The 20,436-nt window shown below is 36.3% G+C and carries 18 protein-coding genes; 14 read left to right on the forward strand and 4 right to left on the reverse strand.

Translation table 11 applies throughout. From position 1 onward, the window contains the following. Both AC1Q8N_RS27990 and AC1Q8N_RS27995 read right to left on the reverse strand, forming a co-directional pair. A partial coding sequence (locus AC1Q8N_RS27990; RefSeq protein WP_493521501.1) for a collagen-like repeat preface domain-containing protein occupies positions 1-1,934 on the reverse strand: 1,934 nt, incomplete at its 3' end. A 113-nt stretch (positions 1,935-2,047) separates the two neighbouring features. After that, entirely contained in the window at positions 2,048-3,013 is a 966-nt protein-coding gene (locus AC1Q8N_RS27995) for a tyrosine-type recombinase/integrase (RefSeq protein ID WP_098069042.1), read from the reverse strand. A gap of 265 nt (positions 3,014-3,278) precedes the next feature. Here AC1Q8N_RS27995 and spoVK point away from each other — a divergent pair, with 265 nt between their 5' ends. Then, positions 3,279-4,235: a stage V sporulation protein K gene (spoVK, locus tag AC1Q8N_RS28000; protein WP_087982006.1), complete on the forward strand. Its 957-nt coding sequence runs from the start codon at positions 3,279-3,281 to the stop codon at positions 4,233-4,235. 30 nt (positions 4,236-4,265) lie between these two features. Here the strand turns inward: spoVK and AC1Q8N_RS28005 are convergent, their stop codons facing one another. Both AC1Q8N_RS28005 and AC1Q8N_RS28010 read right to left on the reverse strand, forming a co-directional pair. After that, positions 4,266-4,403: a hypothetical protein gene (locus AC1Q8N_RS28005; RefSeq protein WP_165775587.1), complete on the reverse strand. Its 138-nt coding sequence runs from the start codon at positions 4,401-4,403 to the stop codon at positions 4,266-4,268. Between the two features lie 99 nt (positions 4,404-4,502). After that, the gene (locus AC1Q8N_RS28010; protein ID WP_000312270.1) at positions 4,503-5,126 is read right to left on the reverse strand and encodes a trimeric intracellular cation channel family protein; all 624 of its coding nucleotides are present in this window, start codon (positions 5,124-5,126) and stop codon (positions 4,503-4,505) included. A gap of 92 nt (positions 5,127-5,218) precedes the next feature. Here AC1Q8N_RS28010 and hflX point away from each other — a divergent pair, with 92 nt between their 5' ends. The 13 genes from hflX (at position 5,219) to AC1Q8N_RS28075 (ending at position 20,384) form a co-directional block, all read left to right on the forward strand. Next, on the forward strand, positions 5,219-6,493 hold the full coding sequence (gene hflX, locus AC1Q8N_RS28015; protein WP_116443126.1) for a GTPase HflX: 1,275 nt from the start codon (positions 5,219-5,221) through the stop codon (positions 6,491-6,493). Continuing rightward, a complete protein-coding gene (locus AC1Q8N_RS28020) occupies positions 6,486-7,757 on the forward strand; it encodes a methionine gamma-lyase family protein (protein ID WP_000460307.1) in 1,272 nt (423 codons plus the stop codon). The genes hflX and AC1Q8N_RS28020 overlap by 8 nt, the downstream gene beginning before the upstream one ends. Positions 7,758-7,932: 175 nt before the next feature. Beyond that, complete coding sequence (gene glnR, locus AC1Q8N_RS28025; RefSeq protein ID WP_000656785.1) at positions 7,933-8,322, forward strand: transcriptional repressor GlnR; 390 nt, start codon at positions 7,933-7,935, stop codon at positions 8,320-8,322. A 48-nt stretch (positions 8,323-8,370) separates the two neighbouring features. Then, on the forward strand, positions 8,371-9,705 hold the full coding sequence (gene glnA, locus AC1Q8N_RS28030; RefSeq protein ID WP_000135338.1) for a type I glutamate--ammonia ligase: 1,335 nt from the start codon (positions 8,371-8,373) through the stop codon (positions 9,703-9,705). Between the two features lie 474 nt (positions 9,706-10,179). After that, positions 10,180-10,920 (forward strand): YveK family protein, encoded by a 741-nt coding sequence (locus tag AC1Q8N_RS28035; RefSeq protein ID WP_046957676.1) that lies wholly within the window; start codon positions 10,180-10,182, stop codon positions 10,918-10,920. After that, on the forward strand, positions 10,869-11,531 hold the full coding sequence (locus AC1Q8N_RS28040) for a CpsD/CapB family tyrosine-protein kinase (RefSeq protein WP_000323607.1): 663 nt from the start codon (positions 10,869-10,871) through the stop codon (positions 11,529-11,531). Before AC1Q8N_RS28035 ends, AC1Q8N_RS28040 begins: the two co-directional genes overlap by 52 nt. Positions 11,532-11,819: 288 nt before the next feature. Continuing rightward, complete coding sequence (locus AC1Q8N_RS28045; protein WP_098080384.1) at positions 11,820-13,646, forward strand: polysaccharide biosynthesis protein; 1,827 nt, start codon at positions 11,820-11,822, stop codon at positions 13,644-13,646. A gap of 33 nt (positions 13,647-13,679) precedes the next feature. After that, the gene (locus AC1Q8N_RS28050; RefSeq protein WP_098080382.1) at positions 13,680-14,837 is read left to right on the forward strand and encodes a glycosyltransferase family 4 protein; all 1,158 of its coding nucleotides are present in this window, start codon (positions 13,680-13,682) and stop codon (positions 14,835-14,837) included. Then, positions 14,822-15,931 carry a glycosyltransferase family 1 protein gene (locus AC1Q8N_RS28055; protein WP_098080380.1) on the forward strand — a complete coding sequence of 370 codons (1,110 nt, stop codon included), beginning with the start codon at positions 14,822-14,824 and terminating at the stop codon, positions 15,929-15,931. Before AC1Q8N_RS28050 ends, AC1Q8N_RS28055 begins: the two co-directional genes overlap by 16 nt. 5 nt (positions 15,932-15,936) lie before the next feature. Continuing rightward, positions 15,937-16,830 carry a glycosyltransferase family 2 protein gene (locus tag AC1Q8N_RS28060; protein WP_098080378.1) on the forward strand — a complete coding sequence of 298 codons (894 nt, stop codon included), beginning with the start codon at positions 15,937-15,939 and terminating at the stop codon, positions 16,828-16,830. Between the two features lie 33 nt (positions 16,831-16,863). Beyond that, positions 16,864-17,928: an EpsG family protein gene (locus AC1Q8N_RS28065; protein WP_061677953.1), complete on the forward strand. Its 1,065-nt coding sequence runs from the start codon at positions 16,864-16,866 to the stop codon at positions 17,926-17,928. Positions 17,929-17,970: 42 nt separating this feature from the next. After that, on the forward strand, positions 17,971-19,119 hold the full coding sequence (locus AC1Q8N_RS28070; RefSeq protein WP_098643007.1) for a glycosyltransferase family 1 protein: 1,149 nt from the start codon (positions 17,971-17,973) through the stop codon (positions 19,117-19,119). 62 nt (positions 19,120-19,181) lie between these two features. After that, a complete protein-coding gene (locus AC1Q8N_RS28075) occupies positions 19,182-20,384 on the forward strand; it encodes a glycosyltransferase (protein ID WP_098080374.1) in 1,203 nt (400 codons plus the stop codon). Positions 20,385-20,436: the final 52 nt, after the last annotated feature.

Below are 20,436 nucleotides of genomic sequence, written 5' to 3' on the forward strand. Positions count from 1 at the left end.
GCGCCTGTGTTACCTTGAACACCTTGAGGTCCAGTGGCACCAGTAGCGCCTGTGTTACCTTGAACACCTTGAGGTCCGGTCGCACCCGTGTTACCTTGGGCCCCTTGAGGTCCAGTAGCACCCGTGTTACCTTGAACGCCTTGAGGTCCGGTCGCACCCGTGTTACCTTGAGCGCCTTGAGGTCCAGTGGCACCAGTAGCGCCTGTGTTACCTTGAACACCTTGAGGTCCAGTGGCACCAGTAGCACCGGTGTTACCTTGAATACCCTGAGGTCCAGTGGCACCAGTAGCGCCTGTGTTACCTTGAGCGCCTTGAGGTCCAGTCGCACCCGTGTTACCTTGAACACCTTGAGGTCCAGTGGCACCAGTCGCACCCGTGTTACCTTGAACGCCCTGAGGTCCAGTGGCACCAGTAGCGCCTGTGTTACCTTGAACGCCTTGAGGCCCAGTAGCACCCGTGTTACCTTGAGCGCCTTGAGGTCCAGTGGCACCAGTAGCACCCGTGTTACCTTGAACACCTTGAGGTCCAGTGGCACCAGTAGCACCCGTGTTACCTTGAGCGCCTTGAGGTCCAGTGGCACCCGTGTTACCTTGAACGCCCTGAGCTCCAGTCGCACCAGTAGCGCCCGTGTTACCTTGAATACCTTGAGGCCCAGTAGCACCTGTGTTACCTTGAATACCTTGAGGCCCAGTCGCACCAGTAGCGCCCGTGTTACCTTGAATACCTTGAGGCCCAGTAGCACCTGTGTTACCTTGAATACCTTGAGGCCCAGTAGCACCTGTGTTACCTTGAACACCTTGAGGTCCAGTAGCACCAGTGGCACCCGTGTTACCTTGAGGTCCTTGAGGCCCAGTAGGTCCAGGAGGCCCACCAGAAGGTCCGGTAGGTCCGGTAACTCCTATACCAGTGGCACCAGTAGCACCCGTGTTACCTTGAGGCCCAGTAGCACCCGTGTTACCTTGAATACCTTGAGGTCCAGTGGCACCAGTAGCGCCCGTGTTACCTTGAACGCCTTGAGGTCCAGTGGCACCGGTAGCACCCGTGTTACCTCGAGGCCCAGTGGCACCAGTAGCACCCGTGTTACCTTGAGGCCCAGTGGCACCAGTAGTACCCGTGTTACCTCGAGGCCCAGTGGCACCAGTAGCACCCGTGTTACCTTGAGGCCCAGTGGCACCAGTAGCACCCGTGTTACCTTGAGGCCCAGTGGCACCAGTAGCACCCGTGTTACCTCGAGGCCCAGTGGCGCCAGTAGCACCCGTGTTACCTTGAGACCCAGTGGCACCAGTAGCACCCGTGTTACCTCGAGGCCCGGTGGCACCAGTAGCGCCCGTGTTACCTTGAGGTCCGGTAGCACCAGTAGCGCCCGTGTTACCTTGAGGTCCGGTAGCGCCAGTAGCACCCGTGTTACCTCGAGGTCCGGTAGCGCCAGTAGCGCCTGCTGGCCCAGTAGGCCCGGTAGGTCCTTTAATGAATGAAGCAGAATTAACTAGAGCGGTTTGTAATGCTGCTATTAATTTAAGAAGCTCTTGAAGTGTGCAAGGGTCGATTCGGAATAGTTTTGTAATGTAAAGTAAATAATTAATTAGATTTTGAAGCTCGATAAATACAGCGCTTGCTACGAAGGTTGGATTTTTTAATATAGTTATTAAGTTTTTAATAATAGCTAACCCTTGTGCTTTCAGGGAGGAAGTAGCGTCTAGTGAACAAATAAATTTACTTAGTAGGTTCAATGTATCGATTAGATCTTCAATGTTTTGAGGAGATGGATTTGCGAAAAGTTTTGGGATTATTTTTGTTAAATCAATAATGATTGCACGGAATGTTCTAAGTTGTACCTTAGTAACTGGGATTGATGGGGTATTTGGGATTCGTCCGGCGCTACTTGGAAAGCATGGTTTGGAGAATTTGTTCTGACTGTCGTTAAAATGAGACATTAAATCTCTCCTTTCTCATGAGGATATGAACGAAACTCATCATAGTAGATGCAAAAATTAGTTAAATGGTCATAGTAAAATCGTTTGTTTAAAGAAAAAATAGAAAAAACGCCTTATGATAAGGCGTTTTTTCTATTTTCTGCGTATTGATAATATCGTTTTAGTGAAACTTTTGATTTGAATCCAGCTAGTTTTATAATTTCTGACTCCGGAGTTTCTTTTTTTATTAAGTTTAAAATATAGGTGTTACGAAAGTGTTGTCCTGAGATTCCTTTGCGTAAATTAGCTCTAGATACTTCAAGGCGAATCATTTTTTGGATAGCGATTTCTGTTAATCCCTTCGGTGCATCATTTTCGTATACCCATCTGTATGTTCCACGATTAAAATCAAATGCGATAAATAATGGGTCATGGCTATGATATTTTGGACGAACGGGTTCAGGGATGCTTTTGTAATAAGCATATAGTTGTTTTTTGTCTTCGTTAGTTAATGCAATTGTTCTTTCTACCCCTGCGGTTGCTGGGATAGATAATGTGTTAGTTTCAAAGTGGACGTGATGCAGAGTTAATGCTGTAAGTTCCTGTAAGGATAATCCATAGTCGATTAATAAGTTTAAAATAACGATATTACGATCTATCAATAAAGGGCGCACAGGACGTTGTTTTTCTGAAAGTCCTTCCAATGAAGAGACTATATGTTTTAATCTTTTTTCCTCATCAGATGAAATGAAATCTTCATCGCGAAGCCTGCGGTCTGGTTGGATAGAAATTTCCATATTCTTTAATGGATTAGGTATGTTTAGAAAGTGATGCATTCTATTTAATACAATAAATACACGGTGCATCGTTTTCTCTGAGTAATGTCGATTCTTTTTTAAGTCGAAAAAATAATCTTCATAGTCTTTTGTACAAAGTGTAGCCCATATATTACTGGAAGGGAGCTTTTGGTTTTTTTTTAACCAATGTCCGAAATCTTCAATGTCATAAACATAACGTTTAATGGTTGAAGGTTTTCGGCCTTTATTCAATAAAAAAATAGAAAAGGCTTGTATTGTATCATGGAATTCCGTTGTCTCCATAGTCCCACCACCTTCATTATTTCTTATATTATAGCAAACTTTTCTGAAAATAGTCATTTGCAAGGGAGACAGGAATAATAATATTTGGTGAGTGGATAAAGCGAAACTTTAATCAGTGGGATTTTGTTAATCCATCGCTGATCATTAGCCTGTACCAATCGGGCATTTACGGGCAATTATCTGCAGCCTAACTTCCTAATATTTGCTGAATTTTGAGGTGGGAGTCTTACTGCTCGCAAATAGCGGGATAAAATGAGGTGATTGTATGGAACAATCGATGCGAAAGAAAAATAATAATCAAATTAATATTGTGTTAAATCATCGAAAGAAAATTTCTTTACCAGCCGCAGAAAATAAAACAGTAATTTCAAATGAAACTACTACGAAACATGAGATGCTGCAAAGAATTGAAGAAGAAATGGGAAAGCTTATTGGCATGGATGATATAAAAAAGATAATAAAAGAAATATATGCTTGGATTTATGTAAATAAAAAAAGACAAGAAATAGGGTTAAAGTCTGAGAAGCAAGTACTCCATATGTTGTTTAAAGGGAATCCAGGTACAGGGAAGACAACTGTTGCTAGAATGATAGGGAAATTGTTGTTTGAGATGAATATTCTATCAAAAGGGCACTTAGTTGAAGCTGAACGTGCGGATCTTGTAGGAGAGTACATCGGTCATACAGCTCAAAAAACAAGAGATTTAATAAAAAAAGCAATGGGAGGTATTTTGTTTATTGATGAGGCGTATTCATTAGCCCGAGGGGGAGAAAAAGATTTTGGGAAAGAAGCAATTGATACACTTGTAAAGCATATGGAAGATAAACAACACGGTTTTGTATTGATATTAGCCGGATATTCAAGAGAAATGAATCACTTTCTTTCATTAAATCCAGGTCTGCAATCACGTTTTCCGTTTATAATTGAATTTGCGGATTACTCAGTAAATCAGCTGTTAGAAATAGGAAAGAGGATGTATGAAGAACGTGAATACCAGTTATCGAAAGAGGCTGAATGGAAATTTAGAGATCATTTACATGCTGTAAAGTACTCATCGCAAATTACATCGTTTAGTAATGGAAGATATGTACGGAATATTGTTGAAAAATCGATTCGTACACAGGCTATGCGGTTGTTGCAAGAGGATACGTATGATAAATATGATTTAATTGGGATATCAAGTTGTGATTTGATGCTTGAAGAGGAGACGCACAGTACGTAAACTGTGCGTCTGTTTTTTGTATAAGTGCTTTTACTCTTTTTTTGCTTTTTCTTGATAAGATTTATGGAAGTGTTCCATTTTAGCGCTTTTTTCGTGTGCAGAATTAGGATCGTGTCCAATTTGACCTACTGAGCTTTTTTGAGCGCCTTTATTAACATGGTTTGTCATTTGTATTCACCTCGCTTTGAGGATTAGTATAAACATTATGTAAAGAAAAACTCATTAGAAAAGAAAAACCTCTTTACGATATGTAAAGAGGTTAGATTGCTATTTATGCATTGAACGTTCTTTTGTATCGATACGTCTATGCGGTAAATGCCATTTGTAATGAATAGAAACCATGCGGAAGCAAACAATTAAAATGAATAAGGTATATAGAGCCCAATCGCTAACAATAATTTGAGCGCCGATTAAGAAACCTGCTAGAATCGTCCAAAAGGCATATACTTCAGCTCGAAGGACGAGAGGTTTTCTGCGGGCTAAAAGATCGCGGATGATACCACCGCCAATACCAGTTAAAACAGCTGCTACGATTGTAGCGCTAATTGGTAAATTTAATTTTTGAGCATATAATGCTCCTTGTACGGCGAATGCTGATAAGCCGATAGCATCAGTGATATTTTCCCACTTTTTCCAATGTCTAATTAATTTATTAGGAAAAAGAAAAATAATCGTCATTGATAGTAGTGCGATTTGGAATAACATGTCTTGTTGCCAAAACGCGACAATCGGATAACCGATTAATAAATTACGAAGGGCACCTCCCCCAAATGCGGTTGCCATTCCTAAAATATACACCCCGAAAATATCATAATCCTCTTCCATTGCAACAATGGCTCCGCTTAGTGCGAAAGCGATTGTGCCTATGATGCTAAAAATCTCCCATGCCATGAATTTTCTCCCCCGCTAACTAGATGAAATGTGCTTCCTCTGCTATTATATTAGAAGGTTTAAATTTCGAAAAGGATGAGTGAACATATTTGATGGAAGAAAAAGAAAAAGTCATATTAGTAGGCTGTCAATTGCCACAAGATGATGATGAAAAGTTTATGCATTCCATGAAAGAGCTTGCATCGCTAGCGAAGACTGCACGAGCAGAATTGTTAGTGTCTACAACGCAAAAACGACCGAAGTTTCATCCGGCGACTTATATAGGTAAAGGTAAATTAGAAGAGCTTACAATGTTAACGGAAGAATTAGAACCGGATGTTATCGTATTTAATAACGAATTAACGCCGAGTCAAATTCGGAATTTATCCTCAGTATTAGATGCGAGGGTAATTGATCGAACGCAACTAATATTAGATATTTTTGCGCAACGTGCGAAGTCGAGGGAAGGTAAGCTTCAAGTAGAATTAGCTCAGTTGCAATATACAATGCCACGTCTTATGGGGCAAGGATTGTCTTTATCACGTCTTGGTGGTGGTATTGGAACGAGAGGGCCGGGTGAGACGAAACTGGAGACGGATCGTCGTCATATTCGATCACGCGTTGATGAAATAAAGAAACAACTTGCAGTTGTTGTGGAGCATCGAAAAAGATATCGTGAGAGAAGAAAAGATAATAAAGTATTTCAAGTTTCATTAATAGGGTATACGAATGCGGGAAAATCTACACTGTTTAATAGATTGACGGAAGCAGATACGTTTGAAGAAAACTTGTTGTTTGCAACGCTAGACCCGACGACAAGGAAGATGCAGTTACCTTCAGGTTATACAGTATTACTAACTGATACGGTGGGCTTTATACAAGATTTACCTACGTCATTAATTGCTGCTTTTCGTTCGACACTAGAAGAAGCTGGTGAAGCGGATGTTATTTTACATGTAGTTGATTCAGCGGATCCTAATTATGTAGGGCATGAGAAAACAGTAAAACAATTATTGTCAGAACTTGAAATTAATCATATTCCTATTATTACGTTATATAATAAAAAAGATGAATTACATCAAAACTTTATTCCGTTTCCGAAAAGTGACTTCTTAATGACTAGTGCCTTTGAACAAAGTGATTTATTGCATATAAAAGAAGCGATAGAAACGAAAATGAAGGAAGAAATGAATCGTTATCAAGTGGAAATTCCACCGAGTGAAGGTAAGTTGTTAACGCTATTAAAGACGGAGACGCTATTAACAAAGATGGAGTTTCTGGAAGATAAATTTGTATATAATTGCGTGGGGTATATTTTTGCTCATTCATCGCTTAATGTACAATTAAAGAGATTTTTAGTGGAAGAAGGAGAAAATAAAAATGTTTGATCGTTTGAAAAATGGAGAAAAAATTGCTCCAATCGTAAAAGAAGTAGAGAGCCAGATTACAGAAGTACATAAACGCGCGGATGAAGTAATTGAAAGCAATCAGTTTCGAGTGTTAGAAAGTTTCCGTAAACATAAAATTAGTGACTCGCATTTTATTCCGACGACAGGTTACGGTTATGATGATATTGGCCGTGATACGTTAGAAAAAGTGTATGCGGATGTATTTGGAGCGGAAGCTGGTCTTGTTCGTCCGCAAATTATTTCAGGTACTCATGCTATTTCTACAGCGTTATTCGGTGTTTTACGTCCGGGAGATGAGTTATTGTACATCACTGGCAAACCGTATGATACATTAGAAGAAATCGTTGGTGTACGCGGAAAAGGTGTAGGTTCATTTAAAGAATATAATATTGGTTATAATGCAGTTCCGCTTACTGAAGAGGGGCTTGTTGATTTTGGAGCTGTTGCGACTGCAATTCATAGTAATACGAAGATGATTGGGATTCAGCGCTCAAAAGGTTATGCTACTCGTCCATCGTTTACTATTTCTCAAATTAAAGAGATGATAGCATTCGTTAAAGAAATTAAACCTGATGTTGTTGTGTTTGTAGATAACTGTTATGGTGAGTTTATTGAAGAGCAAGAGCCATGTCATGTAGGTGCAGATTTAATGGCAGGTTCGCTTATTAAAAACCCTGGTGGTGGAATTGTTAAAACTGGTGGTTACATTGTTGGTAAAGAACAGTATGTTGAAGCGTGTGCATATCGTTTAACATCTCCGGGAATCGGTGCGGAAGCAGGGGCATCTTTATACAGTCTGCAAGAAATGTATCAAGGTTTCTTCTTGGCGCCGCATGTAGCGGGACAAGCGCTAAAAGGTGCGATTTTTACAGCTGCATTTTTAGAGAAGTTAGGAATGAATACATCACCAGCATGGAATGCACCAAGAACAGATTTAATTCAGTCTGTTCAATTTGATGATAAAGATCGTATGATTGCATTCTGCCAAGCGATTCAATATGCATCTCCAATTAATTCTCACTTCACTCCATATGCCAACTATATGCCGGGTTATGAAGATGATGTAATTATGGCTGCGGGAACGTTTATTCAAGGTGCAAGTATTGAATTGTCAGCTGATGGTCCAATTCGTCCGCCTTATGTTGCTTACGTGCAAGGTGGGTTAACTTATTCACATGTGAAGATTGCAATTTGTTCTGCAATTGATGCGTTAATTGAAAAAGAATTATTAACAATTTCTTAAGGGGAAGCTGTCGATTTCGACAGCTTTTTTCGTGTGAAAGTAATGATTAATCTCATTAGAAAAAAGAATGAAAAAATTTATAAAAAAATCATGTAAGAAAATCTAACATCTATTGACACTAAACATAACATGGTATAAAATGAGAAACAGTTAAGGCGAAGGAGGAACTGAAACAATGAAAGAAGATAGACGTTCTGCCCCGCTGTTTCCTATTGGTATTGTTATGGATTTAACACAATTATCTGCACGTCAAATTCGCTACTATGAAGAGCATAATCTTGTTTCTCCAACCCGTACAAAGGGGAATCGTAGATTATTTTCATTTAACGATGTAGATAAGTTGTTAGAGATTAAAGATTTATTAGATCAAGGCTTGAATATGGCTGGTATTAAACAAGTGTTACTAATGAAAGTAAATCAAACAGAAACAGTGAAAGTAAAAGAAGAAACGAAAGAAATTTCAAAAACTGAGCTTCGCAAAATACTTCGAGATGAACTACAACATACAGGTAGATTTAATCGGACTTCATTGCGACAAGGTGACATTTCAAGGTTTTTTCACTAAAGATAACTGATTCTGAAGGTGTTTAGAGGGACTAAGGAGGAATTTATAATGGCTAGGTACACAAGAGAAGATATTTTCCGTTTGGCGAAAGAAGAGAATGTAAAGTATATCCGCTTACAATTTACGGACCTTTTAGGAGTAATTAAAAACGTAGAAATTCCAGTGAGCCAATTAACAAAAGCTCTTGATAACAAAATGATGTTTGATGGATCTTCTATTGAAGGTTTCGTACGTATTGAAGAATCTGATATGTACTTATATCCAGATTTAGATACTTGGGTAATTTTCCCTTGGACAGCTGAAAAAGGAAAAGTAGCTCGATTAATCTGTGATATTTACAATGCAGATGGCACTCCATTTGATGGTGATCCACGTAACAACTTAAAGCGTGTATTAAAAGAAATGGAAGCATTGGGATTCTCAGATTTCAATCTTGGACCAGAGCCAGAATTCTTCCTATTTAAAGTAGATGAAAAAGGAAATCCAACATTAGAATTAAACGATAACGGTGGATACTTCGACCTTGCGCCGATGGATCTAGGGGAAAACTGTCGTCGTGATATCGTTCTTGAACTTGAAGAAATGGGCTTTGAAATTGAAGCGTCTCACCATGAGGTTGCTCCAGGGCAACACGAAATTGACTTTAAATATGCAAATGCAATTCGCTCATGTGATGACATTCAAACATTCAAACTTGTTGTAAAAACAATTGCTCGTAAACACGGTTTACACGCAACATTTATGCCAAAACCATTATATGGTGTGAACGGTTCAGGTATGCACTGTAACTTATCACTATTCAAAAATGGTGAGAACGTATTCTTCGATCAAAACGGTGACTTACAATTAAGTGATGATGCTCGTCACTTCATCGCAGGTATTTTAAAACACGCACCAGCATTTACAGCGGTAGCAAATCCAACTGTAAACTCTTACAAGCGTTTAGTACCTGGATACGAAGCTCCTTGTTACGTAGCATGGTCTGCACAAAACCGTAGCCCATTAGTACGTATTCCTGCATCTCGTGGTATTAGTACACGCGTAGAAGTACGTAGTGTTGACCCAGCTGCAAACCCATATTTAGTAATGGCTACATTATTAGCAGCAGGTCTTGATGGAATTAAAAACAAATTAACTCCACCAGCTGCAGTAGACCGTAACATCTATGTAATGACAAAAGAAGAGCGCGAAGAAGCAGGTATCGTTGACTTACCAGCAACATTAGCGCAAGCATTAGTTACATTACAATCTAATGAAGTAGTATGCGGTGCACTAGGAGAACATTTACTTGAGCACTTCATTGAAGCAAAAGAGATTGAGTGGGATATCTTCCGCACACAAGTTCACCAATGGGAACGCGATCAATATATGTCTCTATACTAAGAGGCTCAAACCCTTGACACATAACGTGTTGAGGTTTTTTTTATTTATCGGGCATTTTTATAGGAGGAATATAAAGGAGCAAATAAATTCAAAAATGTACTTGCTAATACTTATACGAAATGAATATCATTTGAAAAAGTGAGTTATTTAATATATATGGCCTATTTAAATGGGTTAAAAAGCCTAGCTCAATTACGTTTCAATACAAAGAAAAACCCCTTGATACTGCAGTGATAGGGGATTTTCGTCATTTATCTACAGTGAATTATGAAGAATATTGTCGTAATTTTTGAGCTGGAATTAAGAAGTGATTAAACAAAAATAAATTATATTGACTCGTTCTATATAAAGAACTAAAATGACAGTAATTAGGAAGTTTTGTATATTCGAAAAATAAAAATAATAATCTTGTTTTTGTTTTTTTATGGAATGCTCAACTGAAATCTCATTGGTATTAAATGAGGGGGAGAAGTAATGAATAAGGAAATAAATTTGAAAAATCTATTCACTTTAATGCGGAAAAGGGTGTGGATACTACTATTGTTTACGACGCTCACAACGGTAGGAGGAGTCCTGTATAGTATGTATATGAAAACGCCTTTGTATGCTTCTTCGGCAAGGGTAATTGTTCAAGCTAATGCCGAAACGATGAATACATTGAAAGCAATGGTAAATGAGCCTGTAATATTAGAAAAAGTAGCTGCTGAATTGAATATAAACAGATCAGCAGGTGCATTAAGTGGACAAATAAGTACAGAAAGTGTACAAGGCTCTCAAATTATGAGGATAAATGTAGTGGATATGGATCCTGTGCTTGCACATAAAATTGCAAATACTACAGCGGCTGTTTATAAGCAAGAAGTAGCAAATATACTGAATTTTAATAATGTAAGTATATTACCAGAGGATCCAGTTCAAAAAAATTCTATGCCTATAAATATAAATCACTTTAAGACGATACTAATCGCATTCACGTTAGGTATGGTGCTCAGTATCGGTTTTATTTTTTTATTGGATTCATTGGATGAGAGAATCCAATCAGAACGACGAATTGAACAATTGTTAGATATCCCTGTTTTGGGTGGAATTTCTAAAATGAATAAGAAGAATATGAAAGATAAATTTAGTGGGAAAAATACAGTGTTATTGGGGGAGGGAACGGAGTGGCATACAAAAATAGACGGAAAACAAATAAAGTTAAAGGAGAAAGTATAGTTGCGTATACCGCCCCAAGATCGAAAATCTCGGAGCAGTATCGTTCGCTTCGAACAAACATTCAATTATCTTCGTCTATGCATAAAATCAGGACGATAGTGATTACTTCTCCGAGGTACGGTGAAGGGAAATCAACGATTACAGTAAATTTAGCAGTCTCAATAGCACAAAAAGGTGAAAAAGTATTGGTAATAGATGCGAATTTACGAACACCAACGATTCATGAAATGTTAGAAGTAGAAAATACAATTGGATTAACTGACATATTGAACGGAAAAACAAATTTGGTAGGTGCTGTAAAAAAAACAAGGATGGAGAGTCTGGATGTATTAACTAGCGGTCCAGTACCATTCAATCCGTCAGAAGTACTTAGTTCAGAGGAAATGGATATGTTGATTCAAAAGGCGATGGAACGGTATGACATCATATTATTTGACTCTTCCCCTGTATTAGAAGTAACAGATACGAGCGTATTAGCTGATAAGTGTGAAGGAGTACTTTTGGTGATCCGATATAATCGCACTGTGAACGAAGACGCACTTGAAACGAAAAGGGCACTAAGTTTTACGAAAAGTAGAATGTTGGGTGCGATTTTGAATGGGAAAGTATAAAGGCTATTTTTAAATTAAACTTTCACAAGTGGAATTGTTCGTTATAAAGAAGAAAATAAAATCGTGATGTGGTGATGTCTCCTGACCGCTATCAATGGAGGCACTCGATTATGCTGTGGGTTGTGAAAACAACCTTAGATGCCAGTCGTCAAAAGTGTAATGTGAGGGAGGGTTAGATGCCCATGTTTTATTAAAGTTTCTAACTATGTGTTTTTAATAAAGAGAATATAGTTAGAAACTTTAAGTTTGAAAGAGTTAAGTAAGGAATTGATTAAAGGAGGAAGTTATATGACGTATCGCCGGAGGATATCGTTATTGCTTTTAATGGATTCACTGATAGTATTAACTGCTATTTTTTTTAGTTATTTTTTTGTAAATGCTAGCTTCAGTGTTATCACTTTATCATCAGTTATTAGCTCTATCACTTTATTAGTTAGTCATCATTTGTTTGCTTTTATTTATAAGTTGTATAAAAAGGCATTGGAATATGCAAGTATAGGAGAATTGCTAATTATATGCAAGGTTGTTACATTTTCTATACTTACTACAGCGGTTGTACAGCAACTAGTCATGGGGAAAATGTATTTTCGATTGTTAGTTGTTACTTGGATGATTCATATTTTATTAATAGGTGGTTCTCGCTTTATTTGGAGAATGTACAGAGATATTTATTATGTAAAAAAAGGAAATAAGAAAAGAACGTTAATTGTTGGTGCGGGATCCGCTGGGACAATGGTTGCAAGACAGTTGTTGAAGAATAGTGCTACGGAATTAATGCCAGTCGCGTTTATTGATGATAATGTCAAAAAACATAATCTTGATATTTGGGGGATTCCGGTAATTGGTGGTACGAACCAAATTGATTACGTTATCAAAAAACTGAATATTGAAATGATAATTTTAGCAATTCCTTCGCTAAACAAGAAAGATAGAAATAATATTTTAAAAGATTGTTTAAAAACAAATGTAAAAACGCAAATTCTTCCAATGTTAGAAGACTTAGTAACAGGTAAAGTTTCAGTGAATGAATTCAGAGATGTTCAAGTAGAAGATTTATTAGGGCGTGATCCTGTAGAGTTAGATGTGGATATCATTTCAGATTATATAACGGATAAAGTCATTTTAGTTACTGGTGCAGGTGGATCAATAGGTTCAGAAATTTGTAGACAAGTTGCGAAATTTAAGCCGAAAAAATTGATTTTATTAGGGCACGGAGAAAACAGTATATATTCAATAGAAGTGGAATTAAATGAAAAACATAATGATAAAAAAGGCGTGTTTATTCCAGAAATCGCAGATATTCAAGATGAAAAGAAGATGCATTTAATCATGAATAAACATCTTCCTCATGTTGTATATCATGCTGCTGCACATAAACATGTACCATTGATGGAAAACAATCCTGAAGAGGCAGTTAAAAATAATTTGATTGGGACTATGAATATAGCAGAGGCGGCAAAAATACATGGAGTAGGAACGTTTGTTATGATTTCGTCGGATAAAGCAGTGAACCCAACGAGTGTTATGGGGGCGACAAAGAAATTAGCTGAGATGGTAATACAACATAAAGATAAAATAAGTCATACAAAGTTTGTTACGGTACGATTTGGAAATGTCTTAGGAAGTAGAGGGAGTGTTATCCCGTTATTTAAGAAGCAGATTCAAAAAGGGGGGCCAGTTACAGTTACTCACCCAGATATGGTTCGTTATTTTATGACTATTCCGGAGGCATCTAGACTGGTAGTACAAGCCGGTGCGTTAGCAAAAGGTGGAGAAATTTTTGTACTCGATATGGGAGAACCAGTAAAAATAGTGGATCTTGCTAAAAACCTCATTCGATTATCAGGAAACTCTGTGGATGAAATAGGAATAGAATTTACGGGTATACGCCCTGGAGAGAAATTGTTTGAAGAATTACTAAAAGAAGATGAAATGAATGAAAAGCAAGTCCACCCGAGAATTTATGTAGGGCAAGAAATGAATGTTCGTATAGATGAGATAGAAAAATTTATTTCTGAATATTCAGTGTTAAATGAATTAGAATTAAGAAAGCGATTGTTAAATTTAGTGAATCAGCGTAAAACTTTAAAGCTATTAATACCAGTATCAGGTTAAAGGCAAAAATTTATAATAAGACGGGTGCGTGGGATGGTGTCTAAAAAAGTTCTGTTTTGTGCAACTGTGGATTATCATTTTAAAGCATTTCATTTACCGTATTTGAAATGGTTTGCAGACCAAGGTTGGGAAGTACATGTTGCAGCGAATGGGAATATGCACCTTCCGTACGTAACTCAAAAATATAATATTCCTATTCAAAGATCACCTCTTAGCATACAAAACCTTCATGCATATAAAAAACTAAAATCAATTATTCACCAAAATAAATATAAAATCATTCATTGTCATACGCCTATGGGAGGTGTAATTGCTCGAATAGCTGCCCGGAAAGCACGGCGGGAAGGGACAAAGGTCATATATACGGCGCATGGATTTCACTTTTGTAAAGGATCGCCGTTTATAAATTGGCTTTTATACTATCCAATCGAAAGAAGTTTAGCTACTACTACAGATTGTCTCATAACAATTAATCAAGAAGATTACAATTTAGCGGTTAAACATCGTTTTCAAGCTAAAGATATTAAACTCGTTCATGGTGTAGGGATAGATATAGAACGATATGTTCCTGTTACTGAAAGTGAAAAGGAGAAAATAAGACATAAAAATGGTTATAAGTCTAAAGATTTTTTAATGTTTTATGCTGCTGAATTTAATAAGAATAAAAATCAAAGCTTTTTAATCCATGTATTAGCACAATTGAAAAATGAAATGCCACATGTAAAGCTTTTGCTTGCTGGAGAAGGTCCATTAATGGAAGAGTGCAAAAAAATAGCGACGCAACTAGGTGTGAGTAGTATGGTGCACTTTCTTGGTTATAGAAATGATATAGCCCATTTGCTACTGATGTGTGATCTAGCTGTTGCATCCAGTTACAGGGAAGGTTTGCCAGTTAATATTATGGAAGCCATGGCTTGTGGACTTCCGGTTGTAGCTACAAGTAACCGAGGGCACAGGGAGTTAATTATTAATAATAAAAATGGTTGGACTATAGAACGCGATGACATACAGACGATGGCTGAAAGAATCAATACTATTTCTAAAAATACTAAATTACAAGCGCAGTTTGGACAGTATGGACGTACTATTATTGCGAATGAATATTCAGTTAATGAAGTATTGAAAGAGAAAAAGGAAATTTATACAAGTTATATGGATGAAATGGAGGATTTAAATTGGGCACTCCATTAAGAGTATTACATGTAGTCGTAAATATGAATAGAGGCGGAGCCGAAACTTTAATTATGAATTTGTATCGTAATATAGACCGCTCAAAAGTACAATTTGATTTTTTAACTTGTAAAGAGGGAGTATTTGATGAAGAGATAGTAAAGTTGGGCGGGGAAGTTCATAGAATTCCATACGTTACAGATGTTGGTCATAGAGGTTATATAAAGGCTCTCAATACCTTCTTTAACTCTCATCCACAATATAAAATCATTCATTCACATATGGATAAAATGAGCGGATTTGTCCTTCGTTCAGCAAAAAAAGCAAGGGTGCCAGTTAGGATTGCGCATAGTCATAGTACAAGCAGTGAGGGTGGGGCTATAGCAAAAATATATAAATGGTATGCAGGAGCATTTATTACGTCGTGTGCTACACATTTTTTAGCGTGTTCAGTAGCTGCAGCGCAATGGTTGTTTGCTAATAGAGAAAGTGCAACAAAAATATTAAAAAATGGAATTGAATGTGATGAATTTACATTTAATCCAGACATTAGAGCGCAGGTAAGAAAAGAACTCAACCTTCATGGGGATGTTTTTGTGATTGGACACGTGGGAAGATTTGCACATCCAAAAAATCATACTTTTTTAATTGATATTTTTGCTCAATTAATAGAATACAGGCCGAACTCTATTCTTCTATTAGTTGGAGATGGGTCGCTTCGATTAGAAATGAAGAAAAAAGTAGAGAAACTGAATCTAACAGATAAAGTTAAATTTTTAGGAATACGTAGTGATATTAATCGTTTATTACAAGCATTTGATACATTTATATTTCCATCTATTTATGAAGGTTTACCAGTTACTCTTATTGAAGCACAAGGGGCGGGTTTGCCATGTATTATATCGGACACTATTACACAAGATGTGGATTTGGGGTTGAATTTAGTTGAACAGTGTTCATTGTTAGAAATAAGAAATTGGGTAGGTCCATTACAAAATATAGCGAACAAGCAGGTATCGCGAAGTGTGGAACAAAATGTATTAGCTGAAAAAGGATATGATATAAAAAATATTACAGGGTTTATCCAAAAGTTTTATGTTGAAGTATCGAGGTGAGCATATTGAAAAAGCTAACGATTTTTACCCCTACATATAATCGAGCATATTGTCTTCACGGGTGTTATGAAAGTTTGAAGCAGCAAACGTGTAAAGATTTTATATGGTTAATTATAGATGATGGGTCTGATGATTATACAAAGGAGTTAGTGCATTCTTGGATTTCTGAAGGTTGTATAAGTATAAGATATTATTGGCAAGTAAATCAAGGGATGCATGGTGCTCATAATAAAGCTTACGAGATGATTGATACTGAACTTAATGTGTGCATTGATTCAGATGACTCAATGCCTAGTGATGCCGTAGAGAAGATCATTTCGTTTTGGGATGAAAATGGAAGTGACCAAGTAAGTGGAATCATTGCTCTTGATTTATATAAAGATGGGACAGTAATTGGTTCAAAGCTACCATTAAATCTTAACCGCTCTACACTGTTTAATCTTTACAATAAACATGGTGTAACTGGAGATAAGAAATTGGTATATCGTACAGAACTAACTAGGGAGTATCCTTATCCGATTTTTAAAAATGAAAAGTATGTAGGTTTGGCATATAAATACTATATGTTGGATCAGAAATATGAGATGTTACTCATGAACGAAGCACTTTGTTATGTTGAATATATGCCTGATGGTTCTTCGATGAACATGTTAAGTCAGTATCGTAAAAATCCAAAAGGTTTTGCTTTTTATCGTAAGGAACTGATGAAGCTACCATTTGCAAATAGGTTATTTAAATATAGACAAGCTGTACATTATGTCTCAAGTAGCTTTATAGCGAAAAATAAAAAATTTATAAAAGAGTCACCATGTAAAGTGCTTACCCTTTGCGCAGTGCCATTTGGGGTTATTCTATATAGTTACATTACATTGAAAACAAGAATAAAAGTAAATATATAGGGATTTACTTAGGATTGATAAGAGGGAAGAATAATGACTATACTTTGGATGAATTTTTTTATAGTGTTCATACTAGCGTTTTTCGCACGGTATTTTGCTATGCCAGTAACTTCAGAAATGGTGATGTTAAAACCGAATCGACTATTGATTTTAATGGCGACGACATCTCTTGTACTAGTATCTGGTTTTAGAAATAATATTGGTGATACGTATTTTTATATGCATGCTTTTACAGTTACTGATTTTAATTGGGATTATATTCAAAGTAGTAAGGATGTTGGATTTAGTATTTTGCAAATGATTTTAAAGGCATATACGAATGATCCGCAAGTTTTGATTTTGATAACAGCCCTAATAACAAATATATTAATAGTAGCAGTTCTATATAAATATTCAAGAATGATTGAATTAAGTTTATATGTGTATATCGCATCCGGCATGTATTTAGTGTCAATGAATGGAGTAAGACAGTATTTAACTGCAGCGATTATTTTTACTGCTACAAAATATATTTTAGATGGGAATTGGAAGAGATATTTTTTGATCGTACTATTTGCTTCTACTTTTCATCAAAGCGCCCTTGTATTAATTCCTATTTATTTTGTAGTCCGAAGAAAAGCATGGTCGACAATAACATTTATATTACTCTTTATTGCGGTACTTATAGTAATAGGGTTTAATCAGTTTGCAGAAATTTTCTTTGCAACGATAGGGGATACACAATATGGTCACTATAAGGATTTTCAAGAAGGAGGAGCTAATATTCTTCGGGTTGCTGTGGATGCAATACCGCTCATTCTCGCTTATGTTGGAAGACATAAATTAAGAGAGATTTTTCCGGAAAGTGATTATATCGTAAATATGGCATTGTTAGGTCTAGTATTTATGATTATTTCAACTCAAAATTGGATTTTTGCAAGATTCTCCATATATTTTGGGTTATACCATTTGATATTGATATCGTGGGTTATAAAGTTATTTATAGAAAAGGATCAAAAGTTAATTTATTATGCAGTAATATTATGTTATTTTGTTTACTTTGTATATGAACATATTATTACTTTAGGAATAGTTTATAAGAGTAGTTTTTGGGGATAAAATATATATTTGAAAATCGTTCTTAGATGGGAGTAATTTTCAATGTTTAAACAAGAACGACCAAAAAGAGTGTTACATATCGTTAGTGCGATGGACCGAGGTGGCGCTGAGGCATTATTAATGAATGTATATAGGAATATAGATAGAAAAATGGTGCAATTTGATTTTGTTTCCCATAAAAGTGAAGAAAGTGATTATGATAAGGAAATCATTGCGTTAGGTGGGAAAATACACCGAATATCAAGCTTAGGACAGCTAGGCCCTCTTTCATACATTAAAGAGCTTGTTAAGGTAATGTCTAATAATCAATATGTGGCGGCCCATGCACATACTGATTATCAGGGGGGGATTGTGGCTATTGCTGCTAGAATAGCTGGCATAAAAATAAGGATTTGTCATTCACATAGTAATAATTGGCCGATGGGATCGGGGATAAAAGGGAAAGTTTTATTGAGTTTTTTACGAACAGTTATTACTTATGCGGGAACAAATTATTGTGCGTGCAGTATAGAATCTGCACGTTTTTTATTTCAAAAAAACATTGATAATTCAAAGGTAAAGATAATGAAAAACGCAATAGATATTAATCAATTTGTTAATGCAAATATACAGGATGATAATGCAGTAAGGAATGAATTCAATATACCAGTTGAACAGAAAGTTATTGGTCATATTGGGCGTTTTTCTGAATCTAAAAATCATATATTTATATTAAAAGTTTTCAATGAAGTCTTAAAATATGATCCTAATTTTATGCTTGTTTTAGTAGGGGATGGACCGTTAAAGAACTCTATTGAGCTAGAATCCAAAAGACTAGGTATCTATGAAAAAGTTAGATTTTTAGGAGTAAGAAAAGACATTCCAAGAATTATAAGGATGTTTGATGTTTTTCTTTTTCCGTCACTTTTTGAGGGATTTGGAATTGTTGCATTAGAAGCACAGTGTGCAGGTGTTCCGTGTGTAGTGGCAAATACAATAACTAAAAATGTTGATATGGGATTAGGGATAATATCATTTGTTAGCTTAGATGAAAATTTTAAAATATGGTCTGCAGAAATTCAAAAGGTTTTGGAAAAAGAAAAATTAAATACAGAAATAATAGCTGATACGATCTCGAAGCGCGGTTTTGATATAAAGAGTAATATTCCAGAGTGGTTATTATTATATGGATTAGAGTATAGGGAATCATAGTTAAATGTACTTACTTTCATAAGAATAAAACTAGTAAAATAAATCGGATGAGGGAGTAAGAAATGAAAAAGAAAAAAATTCTCATTACATCATTTGATATGGCAATTGGAGGAGTAGAAAGAAGTTTAATTGGTTTATTGAATACAATCGACTATAGCAAATATGATGTAGATTTAATGTTATTTAAACATGAGGGAGAGTTTCTTTTTTTATTACCTAAACTGCCTAATTTGTTAAAGGAAGTAAAACAATATACTACTTTTAGAAAATCAATTAAACAAATATTGCAAGAAGGGCAAATTACAATTGGAATGGCAAGGACTTTAGGGAAAATTTTTGGGGATGTGCATGGGAGATATGTGAAAAGTGCAGAGGTGGGATATTTCGTTATTCAGTATGGATGGAGAATAACTTTACCATTTATACCGAAACTGGAAGAGGAGTATGATGTAGCAATTAGTTTTTTATGGCCCCATTATTTTGTTGGAGATAAAGTTCGAGCGAAACGAAAGATTGGTTGGATTCATACAGATTATTCAAATATAAATCTTAATGCAAACATGGAGTATAAAATGTGGAGCAAAATGGATAATATCGTAGCAGTTTCAGAAGGATGTCGAGATTCATTTCTTAGTATTTTACCCAATGTAAATAAGGATGTTGAAATTATAGAAAATATATTATCTCCGGAGTTCGTACGTGAGCAAGCATACAGGGAAGATGTTATGAAAGAACTACAGATGAAACCTGGAAAAATAAAGCTTGTTACTGTAGGGCGGTTATCATATGCAAAAGGAATAGACGTTGCTATGCATGCCTTAAGAAAGTTATTAGATGAGGGATATGATATGGAATGGTATGTAGTTGGGTATGGAGCACTAGAAGCTGAACTTAGAAAGTTATTAGCTGAACTTAAACTGGAAAAACATTTTTTTTTATTGGGTAAAAAGACAAATCCCTATCCATATATAAAAGCATGTGATATATATGTGCAGCCATCGAGGTATGAGGGGAAAGCTGTAACAGTTCGTGAAGCACAAATCATCGGAAAGCCAGTACTTATTACTAATTTTTCAACTGCCAAAAGTCAGGTACAGGATGGAATTGATGGATTAATAACTGAGATGGGAATAAACGGGATAGTTAATGGAATAAAGAGACTTATTGAAGATAAAGAATTAAGGGAAGCACTGGTAGACAATACTCTGAAAGGTGAATATGGAAATCGTAATGAAATCAATAAATTATATGCATTATTTTCGTAAAGGGAGAATAAGCAAATGGTTTTTAATATTTTGAGTGCAATAAAAACACTTT

The sequence above is a fragment of the Bacillus sp. GW823-FHT06B01 genome, assembly GCF_058952315.1.

Bases quoted from the DNA above. Each gene is read 5' to 3' on its own strand.
- AC1Q8N_RS27995 (WP_098069042.1), bottom strand. From the start codon at position 3,013: ATGGAGACAACGGAATTCCATGATACAATACAAGCCTTTTCTATTTTT.
- spoVK (WP_087982006.1), top strand. From the start codon at position 3,279: ATGGAACAATCGATGCGAAAGAAAAATAATAATCAAATTAATATTGTG.
- AC1Q8N_RS28005 (WP_165775587.1), bottom strand. From the start codon at position 4,403: ATGACAAACCATGTTAATAAAGGCGCTCAAAAAAGCTCAGTAGGTCAA.
- AC1Q8N_RS28010 (WP_000312270.1), bottom strand. From the start codon at position 5,126: ATGGCATGGGAGATTTTTAGCATCATAGGCACAATCGCTTTCGCACTA.
- hflX (WP_116443126.1), top strand. From the start codon at position 5,219: ATGGAAGAAAAAGAAAAAGTCATATTAGTAGGCTGTCAATTGCCACAA.
- AC1Q8N_RS28020 (WP_000460307.1), top strand. From the start codon at position 6,486: ATGTTTGATCGTTTGAAAAATGGAGAAAAAATTGCTCCAATCGTAAAA.
- glnR (WP_000656785.1), top strand. From the start codon at position 7,933: ATGAAAGAAGATAGACGTTCTGCCCCGCTGTTTCCTATTGGTATTGTT.
- glnA (WP_000135338.1), top strand. From the start codon at position 8,371: ATGGCTAGGTACACAAGAGAAGATATTTTCCGTTTGGCGAAAGAAGAG.
- AC1Q8N_RS28035 (WP_046957676.1), top strand. From the start codon at position 10,180: ATGAATAAGGAAATAAATTTGAAAAATCTATTCACTTTAATGCGGAAA.
- AC1Q8N_RS28045 (WP_098080384.1), top strand. From the start codon at position 11,820: ATGACGTATCGCCGGAGGATATCGTTATTGCTTTTAATGGATTCACTG.
- AC1Q8N_RS28050 (WP_098080382.1), top strand. From the start codon at position 13,680: ATGGTGTCTAAAAAAGTTCTGTTTTGTGCAACTGTGGATTATCATTTT.
- AC1Q8N_RS28065 (WP_061677953.1), top strand. From the start codon at position 16,864: ATGACTATACTTTGGATGAATTTTTTTATAGTGTTCATACTAGCGTTT.
- AC1Q8N_RS28070 (WP_098643007.1), top strand. From the start codon at position 17,971: ATGTTTAAACAAGAACGACCAAAAAGAGTGTTACATATCGTTAGTGCG.
- AC1Q8N_RS28075 (WP_098080374.1), top strand. From the start codon at position 19,182: ATGAAAAAGAAAAAAATTCTCATTACATCATTTGATATGGCAATTGGA.